The following is a 13,652-nucleotide window of genomic DNA, read 5'->3' as shown; positions in this document are numbered from 1 at the left end:
CGAAGCATTCATCCTGACAAACCGCCATCGCAGCCTTCGGCAGCTCCTACAGGTCCAATGCTTGCTTCGAGATAGCGCGGTGTCAGTGACACCGCGCTATTTCCTGCTGGGCTGCGTTACAGCTGGACTTTCACAGCCCGCGAAGAACGAGTCGCCTTGGCGCGCGCCGCTTCGATGGACTCGTCTCGAGCCAGAGCAACGCCCATCCGGCGCTGGCCGTTGACCTCAGGCTTGCCGAACAGACGCAGTGCTGTATCCGGCTCGCTCAATGCCTCATTGAGGTTGGCGAAAGTGGTGTTTGTGGACTGGCCCTCCACAAGAATCACCGCCGAAGCCGATGGCCCGAACTGGCGAATTTGCGGGATTGGTAAACCCAGAATCGCGCGGGCGTGCAAGGCAAACTGCGACAGGTCCTGAGAAATCAGGGTTACCAGACCTGTGTCATGAGGGCGCGGCGATACTTCGCTGAACCAGACCTGATCACCTTTGATGAACAGCTCAACACCAAACAGACCGCGACCACCCAAAGCTTCGGTGACTGCCTTGGCAACGCGCTCGGACTCAGCCAACGCAATCGGGCTCATTGCCTGTGGCTGCCAGGATTCCTGATAGTCGCCCTTTTCCTGGCGATGACCCACTGGCGCGCAGAACGTAGTACCGCCAGCGTGGCGCACGGTCAGCAGAGTGATTTCGTATTCGAAGTCGATGAATCCTTCAATGATCACCCGACCTTTACCGGCACGACCGCCTTCCTGAGCGTAATCCCAGGCTTTCTGCACGTCATCAGCAGTGCGTAACAGACTCTGGCCTTTGCCCGACGAGCTCATCACCGGCTTGACCACGCACGGGAAGCCCAGGTCCTGGACTGCCTTGCTGTAGTCTTCAAAGGTGTCGGCGAAGTGATACGGCGAAGTCGGCAGGTCCAGCTCTTCAGCAGCCAGACGACGGATGCCTTCGCGGTTCATGGTCAATTGCGTGGCGCGGGCCGTCGGGATAACCGTGAAACCTTCAGCTTCCAGCTCAACCAGAGTAGCGGTAGCAATAGCCTCGATTTCCGGCACGATGTAGTGCGGTTTTTCGGCTTCGATCACTGCACGCAGCGCAGCACCGTCAAGCATGTTGATCACATGGCTGCGATGGGCAACCTGCATGGCAGGCGCATTGGCATAACGATCAACAGCGATCACTTCAACGCCCAGGCGCTGCAGTTCGATCACGACTTCCTTGCCCAGCTCACCGCAACCGCAGAGCAATACGCGGGTCGCGACAGGCGACAGTGGAGTTCCGATTTGAGTCATCTCAGGTCCTCGTGGAGCAGATATCGAGGGCAGCCCGCGTCAGGTGCGAGCGACCGCTGTGGAGAAAGGCGCGCAATTTACCACGAAGGCCCGTAATTCTCAGCCCGCACTCGCATTCTTGCGTGCACGCCAGGTCATGATCAGCCAGACGGCCGTGACGCCGACGAATTTGGAAACCAGCGCCGTGATAATCACGGGCGGAGTCAGCGCATCGATCATGCCGAAAAAGATAAAGGTATCCACCGGAATACTCAGCGCAGAGCTGAGCCACAAACGATCACGCAGTGGGCGCTTGGTTACAGTAAATACCAGCCAGTCGATGCACTCTGAGACCGCAAACGCCGTGGCACTAGCCAGCGCGATAGTCGGGTCGGACGTCACATACGACAGCACCAAAGCCGCCAGCATGGCGAGGATCGCCCCATGCCCAAAACGGGTTTGCACCATGTCCCGCAACACGAACACCAACCCACCCCAGGCGGACCAGATAACGTCCAGATGCGGCGCGGCAGAGAAAGCAAAGTTGATCAGCACGACACTGCTGATATAGGCGATCAGGAAGAGCATGAGGTGAGGCTTATGTGGCGGGGAGGATGGGTAATAGTATCAGCCTTACCGCCACCTGTTGGAGCGAGGCTTGCCCGCGAAGAACGATAACGCGAGTTTAGCCAGACTAATCGAGTTATCGTTCTTCGCGGGCAAGCCTCGCTCCAACAGATTCCAGTCGATCAGGACAACTTCCACACCAGCCCACTCGCCTCGGCCCGCTCATGGCAGAGCCTGAGCACGGCGCGGCGCTGGTCATTGTTCATGGCGTGCCAGTCAGTGATTTCTTTCACAGTGCGCTGGCATCCCAGGCAGACGTCGTCGTCATCCAGCGCACAGATGCTGACGCACGGAGAGGCTACGCGGCGTTCGGTTTCCATCAGTCTTCCTGCGACATCAGGTCGCGAGCGTAGCGCTGGGCGTTGTGGACGTAATGGGCGGCGCTGGCTTCGAGCATTTTCTTCTGCACATCAGTGAGTTCGCGCACCACTTTACCCGGTGAACCCATGACCAGCGAGCCATCAGGGATAACCTTGCCTTCGCCGATCAGTGAATTAGCGCCAATGATGCAGTATTTGCCGATCTTCGCGCCGTTAAGAATGACGGCGTTGATGCCAATCAGGCTGTAGTCGTCGACGCTGCAGCCATGCAGCATTGCGTTGTGACCAATCGTCACGCCTTTACCGATCTCCAGCGGCGAGCCCATATCGGTGTGCATGACCGTGCCGTCCTGCACATTACTGTTCTCTCCAATATGGATCAGCTCGTTATCACCACGCAGCACCGCGTTGAACCAGACATTGGCCCCCGCCTCCAGCTTGACCTTGCCAATCAGCACAGCATTAGGCGCAACCCAGCTTTGTGGATGGGTTTCGACGCGAAAATCGCCCAGACGGTATTTCATGCACAAGTATCCTCAAGGCTCTGCGGCCCGTGTAATCGATGCTTAGATCACGGAATGTTCTGGCGGGTGACGCAGGCTGATCTTGCTGTCATAAAGCACATTGATCAACTCGACAATCATGATCGCGGTCAGCCCCCAGATTTTGAACTCGCCGTAACGATAGCTGGGCACGTACCAACTTTGACCTTGATAGTCGATGCGGTGGGTATGCTCCCGGGTGTCCTGACGAAAGAACTCCAGCGGCACGCTGAACACGGCAGCGATTTCGGCATCGTTGGGGCGGTACTCCACGAAGTCGGGAATCAACCCCACGTAAGGCGTGACCTTGATACCGTGCTTGGAGATCACCGGACTGAGCGGCCCGATCACTTCAACCAGCCCCGGCGGCAGACCAATCTCTTCCTCGGCTTCGCGAAGTGCGGTGAAAATCAGGTCACGGTCTTCCGGATCACGCCGCCCACCGGGAAAAGCCACTTCACCGCCGTGAGTCGACAGGCCGCTGGCACGCAGTGTCAGAATCAGCTCAGGTTCGTCGCTGCGGGTAATCGGCAGCAACACCGCAGCTTCGGCAAAAAGTCGATCCGTCTCAAAGGTGCTCGGCGTATGACTGCTTACGCGGCGAAGTAGCTCATCCAGCATGGGAAATCTCGATCTGTTGCCTACCCGGCATCATGCACCAAAGTGGCGAACTGCCCAAGTCCTCGCAGGACAATGTGAACGAGACAAAAGCGCAGCTTGCCGATCACCCTTGGCACACGCCAAGATAGCGACTGAATTCAGCAATTGAACGCCTCCATGAAATTCTGCAGCCAATGCGGCAAACCGGTCATCCAGCGCATACCCGAAGGCGACAGCCGCCTGCGCTTTGTCTGCGAGCACTGTCAGACCATTCATTATCAAAACCCCAATATCGTTGCGGGCTGTCTGGCCGTCTGGGATAACAAGGTCTTGTTATGTCGTCGCGCCATCGAACCGCGCCTGGGTTTCTGGACATTGCCAGCCGGATTCATGGAAAACGGTGAAACCATGGAACAGGCGGCGCGCCGGGAAACGTATGAGGAAGCCTGTGCAACACCAAGCGAACTGAACCTGTACATGCTGGTGGATGTGGCGCATATCAATCAGGTTCATGTGTTCTTCCGGGGCGAACTGGCCACACCGGAATTCGCCGCGGGAATTGAAAGCCTGGAAGTCCAGTTGTTCGATGAAGCGGATATACCCTGGTCGGACCTGGCTTTCATGACCGTCCGGCGTACCCTAGAATGCTTCTTCGCTGATCGTCGCGAGCAGGCTTACCCTGTGCGTAACGAAGCCCTGCCGCCGTCGCGGCCCATTCAAGACACTTAATCAGGCCAGCCCCTTACAGGCGCCGCTTCAGGGATACCGTTTCGATGCGTTGGTTGCTCGCTGCTCTGTGCTTGTCTTTCATGCCGTTGTCCCAGGCCTCGTTTACCCAGACCATTGTTCCCAAAGGCAGCGAGCAAAAGATCGTCGGCGAAAAAGTAGTCAACGTTGAGAACATTGCCGACAAGAAAATCGACAAGGTGCTGGTGCTCAAGTCAGCTCGCCAATTGCAACTGATCAGCGGCGGCGAGCCTCTGAAGACTTACCGTATTTCGCTGGGCAAACAACCCAAAGGCACCAAACTCAAGGAAGGCGACCAGCGCACACCGGAAGGCTTCTATTGGCTTGACTGGCGCAAAACCAGCACCAACTACAACCTGTCGATGCACATTTCCTACCCGAACGCGACGGATACCGAGCGTTCGAAACGCGAAGGCGTGAAGCCCGGCAGCATGATCATGATTCATGGCACGCCAGTGGATGAGGAATATCCGGAGTGGTACTTCCACACGCTGGACTGGACCAACGGCTGCATCGCGCTGAAGAACAACGACATGCGGGAAGTGTGGGGCCTGGTGAAGGACGGCACGATGATTGAGATCAGGCCTTAATCCAGGCATCGGGATGACGCATATCTAACTGCCTGCGCGATCCCTATGGGAGATTCTATGTTTGCCAGCAAGCCTGATCTTGATCTTGTAGGACCGGCTTTAGCCGGGAGGACGGTATTTCAGGCAAAGGAAGTTCAGCGGATGTCCCGACGCCCTCCCGGCTAAAGCGGTCCTACCGGAAGCGCGATCCCTGTGGCAGCGAATTCATTCGCGAAGAGGCACGTACAGTCGATAAAGATTTATCGTCTGTGCCGCCTTATTCGCGAATGAATTCGCTCCCACAAGTCCCCATATGCCGCATCATTAGCGCTGGGGAGATCAAAAAACCTCCAGCCGCCAAACCTCATAGGCCGGCGTTTCGTAGGGGTGGCTCTGCTTGAGAGCCGCCACTACTGGCTGAATCAACTCATCCGCAACGACAAGCTCGACTTTCCATTCCTGTACCTGCTCGACCACACCGCTCCGCCCAATAAATGGCTGGCTGCCATCCAGCGGGCGGAACTGGCCTTGACCCAGCACCTGCCATGAACACTGATCATAAGCCCCGATTCGCCCTGCACCAGCGGCGAATACGGCACTTTTGACCTGTTCCACATGGCTCGGCGGTACAAAGAACGCGAGCTTGTACATTGTTTCTTAGTTCACCCACGCACGGGCGTTGCGGAACATGCGCATCCACGCACCGTCTTCGTTCCAGTCTTCCGGACGCCACGAGTTCTGTACCGCACGGAATACACGCTCAGGGTGCGGCATCATGATGGTGACGCGACCGTCGCGGGTGGTGAGGCCACCGATACCGCGCGGCGAACCGTTCGGGTTGGCCGGGTAGGCTTCGGTGATCTTGCCGTGGGTATCGACGTAGCGCAGCGCCACAGTGCCGGAAACATCGGCAGCGACCAGCGCTTCATCGTTGGCGAACTCCGCGTGACCTTCACCGTGAGCAATGGCGATCGGCATACGCGAACCGGCCATGCCTTGCAGGAAGATCGACGGCGATTCCTGGATCTGCACCATGGCAACACGCGCTTCGAACTGCTCGGAGCGGTTGCGCACGAAGTGTGGCCACAGCTCGCTGCCCGGAATCAACTCGTGCAGGTTGGACAGCATCTGACAACCGTTGCATACACCAAGGGTGAAGCTGTCCTGACGCTCGAAGAAGCCCTGGAACGCATCACGCGCGCGGCTGTTGAAGAGCGCCGACTTGGCCCAGCCTTCGCCAGCACCCAGTACGTCACCGTAAGAGAAACCACCGCAAGCAACCATGCCCTTGAAGTCGTTCAGATCGACACGGCCCGCCAGGATATCGCTCATGTGTACGTCAATCGCATTGAAACCGGCGCGGTCGAAGGCAGCTGCCATTTCGACCTGACCGTTGACGCCCTGCTCACGCAGCACAGCCACTTGCGGACGCACACCAGTCTTGATGTAAGGCGCAGCAATGTCTTCGTTGACGTCGAAGCCCAGCTTGACGGTCAGGCCTGGATTATCTTCTTCCAGCAGCGCGTCGAACTCTTGATCAGCACACTCTGCGTTATCACGCAGACGCTGGATCTGGTAGCTGGTTTCAGCCCATTGACGCTGCAGCAGACGACGCTGGCCACTGAACACTGGCTCGCCATTGAAGCTGATGGCGACTTCATCGTTGTTGACCGGCTGACCGATCACCGCGACGCAATCTTCCAGACCGGCCGCACTGAACTGAGCCAGCACGTCTGGCGTGGCGTCCTGACGAACCTGGATCACTGCACCCAACTCTTCGTTGAACAGGATCGCAGCCAATTCAGCCGACGTTTCAGCAAGGCCGTCCATGTGCAGGTCCAGACCACAATGCCCGGCAAATGCCATTTCCAGCGTGGTGGTCAACAGACCGCCATCGGAACGGTCGTGGTAAGCCAGCAGGTGGCCGTCAGCATTCAAACCTTGAATAACAGCGAAGAAGGCCTTGAGGTCTTCCGCGTCATCGACGTCCGGCGCAACGCGACCAAGCTTGCCGTAAACCTGAGCCAGGATCGAAGCACCCATACGGTTCTGGCCACGACCCAGGTCGATCAGGATCAAGTCGGTAACGCCCTTGTCCATGCGCAGTTCCGGGGTGAGGGTCTTGCGGATGTCGGTCACCGGGGCAAAACCGGTCACGATCAGCGACAGCGGCGACGTTACGCTCTTCTCGACGCCGTCATCGCTCCAGCGGGTTTTCATGGACATCGAGTCCTTACCCACCGGAATGGTGATACCCAGCGCTGGGCAAAGCTCCATACCGACCGCTTTCACAGTGTCATATAGACGAGCGTCTTCACCTGGGTGACCGGCAGCGGACATCCAGTTGGCGGACATTTTGATATCGGAAAGCTTTTCGATGCGCGATGCAGCGATGTTGGTCAGCGTTTCGCCGATGGCCATACGGCCCGAAGCAGGAGCGTCCAGCAGTGCCAGCGGAGTACGCTCGCCCATCGCCATCGCTTCACCGGTGTTGACGTCAAAGCTGGTCGCAGTCACGGCGACGTCAGCGACTGGCACCTGCCAAGGCCCTACCATTTGATCGCGAGCGACCAGACCGGTAATGCTGCGGTCACCAATGGTGATCAGGAAGCTTTTGCTGGCAACGGCCGGGTGGTGCAGAACGCGTTGTACGCTTTCTTCGATATCCAGCACGCTTGGGTCGAAATCATCGCCCAACTCGTTTTCGCGATCAGCACTGCGGTGCATGCGTGGAGCCTTGCCCAACAGCACTTCCAGCGGCATATCAACTGGATTGTTACCGAAGTGGCTGTCGGTCACTGTCAGTTGAGGCTCGGCAGTCGCCTCGCCTACTACCGCGAACGGGCAGCGCTCACGTTCGCAGATCGCCTTGAAACGCTCGAAGTCTTCGGCGCCAACAGCCATCACGTAACGTTCCTGGGATTCGTTGCTCCAGATTTCCAGAGGGGCCATGCCCGGCTCGTCGTTCGGTACGTTACGCAATTCGAAACGACCGCCGCGGCCGCCATCATTGACCAGCTCCGGGAAGGCGTTGGACAAACCGCCCGCGCCGACGTCATGAATGAAGCTGATCGGGTTCTTGTCACCCAATTGCCAGCAACGGTCGATAACTTCCTGGCAACGACGCTCCATTTCAGGGTTTTCACGCTGAACCGACGCAAAATCCAGATCCGCAGAGCTGGTACCGGTGGCCATGGAAGAAGCCGCACCGCCGCCCAGACCGATCAACATCGCCGGGCCGCCAAGCACGATCAGCTTGGAGCCAACGGTGATTTCGCCTTTCTGCACGTGTTCGGCACGGATGTTACCCATACCGCCAGCCAGCATGATCGGCTTGTGGTATCCGCGAACTTCATCGCCGTGCGGCGTACTGATGGACTGTTCGAACGTACGGAAATAACCGGTCAGGGCCGGACGGCCGAATTCGTTGTTGAACGCTGCGCCACCCAGCGGGCCTTCAAGCATGATGTCCAGCGCGGTGACGATGCGCTCCGGCTTGCCGTAGTTCACTTCCCACGGTTGTTCGAAGCCTGGAATCTGCAGGTTGGAAACGGTGAAACCGGTCAGGCCAGCCTTGGGCTTGGCACCGCGACCCGTTGCGCCTTCGTCGCGAATCTCGCCGCCTGAACCGGTCGACGCGCCCGGGAACGGGGCAATCGCAGTCGGGTGGTTGTGAGTCTCGACCTTCATAAGAATGTGCACAGGCTCCTGCACCGCACCGTACTGGCGGGTTTCAGGGTCCGGAAAGAAACGACCCGCCACGCTGCCGACGATCACCGAGGCGTTGTCCTTATAAGCAGACAGGACGCCTTCGCTGTGCATCTGATAGGTGTTCTTGATCATGCCGAACAGGCTTTTTTCCTGACTCTCGCCATCGATATCCCAACTGGCGTTGAAGATCTTGTGACGGCAGTGTTCGGAGTTTGCCTGGGCAAACATCATCAGCTCGATGTCATGAGGGTTGCGCCCCAGACCATTGAAACTGGTGACCAGATAATCGATTTCGTCTTCAGCCAGTGCGAGGCCGAGCTCGACGTTGGCTTTTTCCAGCGCGGCACGACCGCCGCCCAGCACATCAATCGCCGTCAGCGGCTTGGGCTCGGCGTGAGTGAACAGGCCTTCGGCTTCCTGTACGGAACCCAGCACCATCTGCGTCATGCGGTCATGCAGGCAACCGGCGATGATTTGCGCTTCAGCTTCGCTGAACTGTCCTTCTACATAGAAGGTAATACCGCGCTCGATACGCTGGACCTTCGCCAGGCCGCAATTACGGGCGATATCGCTGGCTTTGCTGGACCACGGCGAGATAGTGCCGAAACGTGGCATCACCAGGAACAACCGGCCGCTCGGTTCTTGAACCGGCACGCTCGGGCCGTATTTCAAGATGCGAACGAGAACTTCCTGTTCCTCGCCAGTCAGATCGCCAGTAACTTCGGCAAAGTGGGCAAATTCGGCATACAAGCCGCTGACAGCTGAAACTTTCTGTTTCAGTTGTTCCAGCAATTTGCTGTGGCGAAAGGCAGAAAGGGCAGGAGCACCGCGCAGGATCAACATCTTCGGGACAGCCTCGGGAAGGGGGTGTGCTTTGAGGCCGTGCATTCTAGCCTAAAGCGACTGCTTGAGCACCCAAAACGGCCAGATTGACGGTGTCCGCATATCGGCGGCTCGGGTCACGGCTCATGTTGCCGTTCACGCAGCCCTCAGCTTGCCCATCAGAAAGGCGGTGCTCTAGCAGACCCGAGCTTCGCTGTCGAGATATGGCGACGGGTGCGCTTTGCGTATACTGCTCCGATGTTTTCCCAATCAGACTTCCGCCCTCGTTGTGCCAGATGGCTCATCGCAACCGGACTCTTCCTGATGCTCGGCGCCTGTGTTGATAAACCCAACACACTGGAGCGAGTAAAGGAGGACGGCGTGCTGCGCGTGGTCACTCGCAACAGCCCCGCGACCTACTTCCAGGATCGCAACGGGGAGACGGGTTTCGAGTACGAATTGGTCAAGCGTTTCGCCGAAGATCTCGGCGTAGAGCTGAAGATCGAAACAGCCGACAACCTTGATGAGTTGTTCGATCAGATCCAGAAACCAGGCGGTCCGGTGCTGGCAGCCGCTGGATTGATCGATACGGAGCAGCGTAAAAAGCAGGCGCGCTTCTCTCACTCCTACCTTGATGTCACCCCGCAAGTCATTTATCGCAACGGCCAGTCACGCCCTACCGACCCTTCAGATCTGGTCGGCAAGCGCATTATGGTCCTTAAAGGCAGCAGTCATGCCGAACAGATGGCCGCTCTGAAAGCACAAAATCCTGCAATCGAGTACGAAGAATCCGACGCTGTTGAGGTTGTTGACCTGCTGCGAATGGTAGATGAGGGCCAAACTGACATCACGCTGGTGGATTCCAACGAACTGGCGATGAATCAGGTTTACTTTCCCAACGTGCGCGTGGCCTTCGATCTGGGCGAAGGTAAAGGGCAGCGCTGGGCAGTTGCACTTGGAGAAGACAACAGCCTGCTAAACGAAATCAACGCCTACCTCGACAAGGTCAACAAAAACGGCACCTTGCAGCGGTTGAAAGATCGCTATTACGGGCACGTTGACGTTCTGGGCTACGTGGGCGCTTACACCTTCGCCCAGCATTTGCAGGAACGCCTGCCTAAATACGAGAAGCACTTCCAGGCGTCTGCCAAGAAAGAACAAGTGGACTGGCGTCTGCTGGCAGCCATCGGCTATCAGGAATCACTGTGGCAGCCCGGCGTTACTTCCAAGACTGGCGTGCGCGGCCTGATGATGCTGACCCAAAACACCGCCCAGGCCATGGGTGTGTCCAACCGACTGGATGCCAGACAGAGCATTCAGGGTGGTGCAAAGTATTTTGCCTACGTGAAGGAACAGCTGGACGACACGATTTTAGAGCCGGATCGTACGTGGTTTGCTCTCGCTTCCTACAACATTGGTAGCGGACATTTGGAAGATGCGCGGAAATTGGCACAAAACGAAGGCCTGAATCCAAATAAATGGCTCGACGTTAAAAAAATGTTGCCCCGCCTTTCGCAGAAAAAGTGGTACAGCAAGACTCGCTATGGATACGCCCGAGGCGGCGAGCCGGTGCATTTCGTGGCCAACATCCGCCGCTACTACGACATTCTCACCTGGGCCACTCAGCCTCAGCTTGAAGGCAGCCAGGTTGCAGAAAGCAATATGCATGTGCCGGGTGTTAACAAGACCAAGCCTGCAGAAGAAAATCCTCCGCTTTAAAAGACTTCTCTGTCTACCTCTCTACAATCTCGAACTGAAACGCGATCTCCTGCGGAAGACTCTCTGTCGCCTGAAATTCCGTAGGACCGGCTTTAGCCGGGAGAGCAGTATCTTTGGCGCTGATAACGTTGGGTTAATGTCCCATCGCCCTCCCGGCTAAAGCCGGTCCTACGTGATGAACCCGGCCTCTGTGGGAGCGCATTTCAAATCAAGCAGCTCGTGTTAGCCCTTCGCCCGTCTCATCCTGAAAAACTCGCTCAGCATCGTGCCGCACTCCTCCCCCAGTACCCCGCCCTCAAACAACACACGATGGTTGAGAAAGCCCTGAGTGAAAAACTGCCCCTGGCTCTGGACAATGCCGGCCTTGGGTTCAAGTGCGCCGTACACCACGCGAGTAACACGCGAGTGAACGATCAGCCCCGCGCACATGCTGCACGGCTCAAGGGTGACGTACAGCGTACTGCCGGGCAGCCGATAATTGCTGACCGCTTGCGCCGCGGCTCGTATTGCGACCATCTCTGCATGCGCGCTGGGGTCATTGCCGCTGATAGGGCAATTGAAGCCGCGGCCAATGATCTCGCCGTCCTGCACCAGCACCGCGCCCACCGGCACCTCGCCCAGCGCAGCACCTTGAGCGGCCAACGCCAACGCTTCGCGCATGAAGTCCTGATCGCGGCTGCGATCAATAATTTGCGGCTGCCGCATCAGGAAACCTCTATTGCTGCCATAAGTCCGGTTTCCATGTGATCGATCACATGGCAGTGGAACATCCACACGCCGGGATTATCCGCCACCAGCGCCACACGTGCGCGCTCGTTTCTGCCCAGCAGGAAGGTGTCGGTGAAATACGGAATGATCTTTCTCCGGTCCGAGGCCAGCACCTTGAAGCTCATCCCATGCAGGTGAATCGGGTGTTGGTATTGGGTCATGTTCTTGAGCTCGAAGATGTAGCTCTTGCCCAGCACCAGTTTTGCTATCGGGCGATCAGCGCAGGTCTTGTCAGTGATGTCCCAGGCTTCGCCATTGATCTGCCACAGACTCGGCGGCTTGCCATTGTCGACATTGACTGACACCGAGCCCACCCATTCAAAGTTGAAATTGAGTTTCTCGGCGTTTTCCAGATCCGGCTCGGCGATCGGATTAGCCGGCAGTTCCGGCGGCCATTCACCCGGCGCGTCGTCATTGGCGACCGAACGAAAAGTCCCCAGGCGCACCGGGCCATTTCGAAACGACAACTCCTCACCCGCTGGCGGCGCCTTGATCGCCAGACACAGGCGCATGCCCGGGCCCAACCAATAATCCTTGCCCAATGGCCGAGGCTTGACCGGATTGCCGTCCAGGGCGTAAATCTGCGCCTCGGCGTCCGGCAGATTCAGGCGATAGGTCACGGTGTTATCAAGATTCAGAATGCGCACGCGAGTGATCTGCCCGGCAGGCAATTCAATCACGCCCTGGGGAATGCCATTAATAGTAGAAAGCCGCCCCGCCGTCCCCTCACGTGCAGCCTCACGAATCACGCTGAACTCGGTAAACGCGCCCACCTCATCCACATGCCAGCTTTTCAGACTGACCGTGCGCTCATGCTTGAAACCCGTGGGCTCGCGCTCCTCGATGATCAGCGGGCCGACCAGCCCACGTCCCAGTTCTTCACTGCTGCTGACATGGGGGTGATACCAGTAGCTGCCTGCATCCGGCACCAGAAACTTGTAATCGAAATACTCGCCCGGCTTGACCGGCAGTTGCGACACATAAGGCACACCATCCATCTCTAGCGGAAGACGGATGCCGTGCCAGTGAATGGTGGTTTCAACCGGCAGGTGATTGATAAAGCGCAAGCGCAGCCACTCGCCCTGACGCACCCGCAACTCGGTCCCCGGCGCAGATCCGCCGAAGGCCCACGCCGGAGTCTGATGCCCGGGCACCAGCTCCACATCGAGCGGCGCGGCGATCAGCTCGAAATCATGCCCCTCCCCCGGCCCACGACGACCCAGCCAGTAACGCGAAGCTCCTCCCGCCCCAAGCCCAACCACGGCAAGACCGACAAGGCCACCGAGTATTTGTCGACGGGTAAAAGACATAAACGTGAACACCTCAAAAAACCAGACACGGGTCGCAGTCGAGAGTCGATGCGAGGGGCGAATACGATACACCTGCATCTGGCAAAACTTAAGTGCGGTGGTGTCGCGCGACAGAGATTAGCCCTCAGGAGCTCAACGGATCCGGCGCAACAGGCTTGATTGAAATGGATGAGTTGATCTTTTCATAAATGAACCGTACTGTACGGTTTAGAAAAAACACCACCCATTGAGGTTTATGCCCATGCGTCTTAAATTCGCTTTAGCCACCATCGCAGCGCTGTCGGTCCCCATGGCATCGGCAATGGCCGACTCGTTCTGGCGCAACGTACTAACGTCGGGGGCTACCACCGGCTCCAGCTACCTGACTTCCAAGGACAACAAGCAGATCGTCGCCACCCAGGACGATGCCAGCAGCTTTATCGCCAGTGGCGGGAGCATCCGGGGCCCGTACCTGGAAGCGGCTATCGCCAGTGCACGCGCTGAAAACCCTGAGCTGAAGGCCTCGGATATGGAGTTGGCGACTGCAATTCTCTACCAGAACTTACCGACTGACCGCTGATACTTGTTCACTGTCTGCAGATAACGCCGGGGGAATATATCTCCCGGTTTTTTTGTATGTCTGGATAAATAAATAACTAGC

12 protein-coding genes and 1 pseudogene are annotated in these 13,652 nt (G+C 57.7%); 4 read left to right on the top strand and 9 right to left on the bottom strand.

Features of this window, described 5'->3' with window-relative positions; all coding sequences use genetic code 11:
- Positions 1 to 116 precede the first annotated feature (116 nt).
- The 5 genes from purT to AO242_RS03225 form a co-directional block, all read right to left on the bottom strand.
- Entirely contained in the window at positions 117 to 1,298 is a 1,182-nt protein-coding gene (gene purT / locus AO242_RS03245; protein WP_099267645.1) for a formate-dependent phosphoribosylglycinamide formyltransferase, read from the bottom strand.
- Between the two features lie 99 nt (positions 1,299 to 1,397).
- On the bottom strand, positions 1,398 to 1,865 hold the full coding sequence (locus AO242_RS03240; protein ID WP_027902596.1) for a VUT family protein: 468 nt from the start codon (positions 1,863 to 1,865) through the stop codon (positions 1,398 to 1,400).
- A 161-nt stretch (positions 1,866 to 2,026) separates the two neighbouring features.
- Positions 2,027 to 2,224 (bottom strand): DUF1289 domain-containing protein, encoded by a 198-nt coding sequence (locus AO242_RS03235; protein ID WP_176560563.1) that lies wholly within the window; start codon positions 2,222 to 2,224, stop codon positions 2,027 to 2,029.
- On the bottom strand, positions 2,224 to 2,748 hold the full coding sequence (locus AO242_RS03230; protein WP_099267643.1) for a gamma carbonic anhydrase family protein: 525 nt from the start codon (positions 2,746 to 2,748) through the stop codon (positions 2,224 to 2,226). Before AO242_RS03230 ends, AO242_RS03235 begins: the two co-directional genes overlap by 1 nt.
- Positions 2,749 to 2,790: 42 nt before the next feature.
- Positions 2,791 to 3,387: a CoA pyrophosphatase gene (locus AO242_RS03225; protein WP_027902593.1), complete on the bottom strand. Its 597-nt coding sequence runs from the start codon at positions 3,385 to 3,387 to the stop codon at positions 2,791 to 2,793.
- Positions 3,388 to 3,543: 156 nt separating this feature from the next.
- Here AO242_RS03225 and AO242_RS03220 point away from each other — a divergent pair, with 156 nt between their 5' ends.
- Positions 3,544 to 4,095: an NUDIX hydrolase gene (locus tag AO242_RS03220; RefSeq protein ID WP_099267642.1), complete on the top strand. Its 552-nt coding sequence runs from the start codon at positions 3,544 to 3,546 to the stop codon at positions 4,093 to 4,095.
- A gap of 188 nt (positions 4,096 to 4,283) precedes the next feature.
- Positions 4,284 to 4,703: pseudogene (locus AO242_RS03215) on the top strand (L,D-transpeptidase family protein); the annotation flags it as partial.
- A gap of 318 nt (positions 4,704 to 5,021) precedes the next feature.
- On the opposite strand, the gene AO242_RS03210 reads toward AO242_RS03215, so the two are convergent.
- Together AO242_RS03210 and purL are read right to left on the bottom strand one after the other, a co-directional pair.
- Positions 5,022 to 5,333 (bottom strand): Nif3-like dinuclear metal center hexameric protein, encoded by a 312-nt coding sequence (locus tag AO242_RS03210; protein ID WP_099267641.1) that lies wholly within the window; start codon positions 5,331 to 5,333, stop codon positions 5,022 to 5,024.
- Between the two features lie 6 nt (positions 5,334 to 5,339).
- Positions 5,340 to 9,236, bottom strand: coding sequence for a phosphoribosylformylglycinamidine synthase (gene purL / locus AO242_RS03205; RefSeq protein WP_099267640.1), 3,897 nt, complete (start codon positions 9,234 to 9,236; stop codon positions 5,340 to 5,342).
- A gap of 237 nt (positions 9,237 to 9,473) precedes the next feature.
- On the opposite strand from purL, the gene mltF reads away from it, so the two are divergent.
- Positions 9,474 to 10,934: a membrane-bound lytic murein transglycosylase MltF gene (mltF, locus tag AO242_RS03200; protein ID WP_099267639.1), complete on the top strand. Its 1,461-nt coding sequence runs from the start codon at positions 9,474 to 9,476 to the stop codon at positions 10,932 to 10,934.
- Between the two features lie 222 nt (positions 10,935 to 11,156).
- Here mltF and tadA read toward each other — a convergent pair whose 3' ends face one another.
- Both tadA and AO242_RS03190 read right to left on the bottom strand, forming a co-directional pair.
- Positions 11,157 to 11,639 (bottom strand): tRNA adenosine(34) deaminase TadA, encoded by a 483-nt coding sequence (tadA, locus tag AO242_RS03195; protein WP_027902587.1) that lies wholly within the window; start codon positions 11,637 to 11,639, stop codon positions 11,157 to 11,159.
- A complete protein-coding gene (locus tag AO242_RS03190; protein ID WP_027902586.1) occupies positions 11,639 to 13,012 on the bottom strand; it encodes a multicopper oxidase family protein in 1,374 nt (457 codons plus the stop codon). The genes tadA and AO242_RS03190 overlap by 1 nt, the downstream gene beginning before the upstream one ends.
- 241 nt (positions 13,013 to 13,253) lie before the next feature.
- Between AO242_RS03190 and AO242_RS03185 the strand changes: the two genes are divergently transcribed.
- Positions 13,254 to 13,571, top strand: coding sequence for a DUF2388 domain-containing protein (locus AO242_RS03185; protein WP_099267638.1), 318 nt, complete (start codon positions 13,254 to 13,256; stop codon positions 13,569 to 13,571).
- Positions 13,572 to 13,652 lie beyond the last annotated feature (81 nt).

This window comes from Pseudomonas sp. ICMP 561 (assembly GCF_002699985.1).
Taxonomy (GTDB): domain Bacteria; phylum Pseudomonadota; class Gammaproteobacteria; order Pseudomonadales; family Pseudomonadaceae; genus Aquipseudomonas; species Aquipseudomonas quasicaspiana.
The sequence above is the reverse complement of the archived record's forward strand: the minus strand, read 5'-3'. Positions and strand labels throughout refer to the sequence as shown.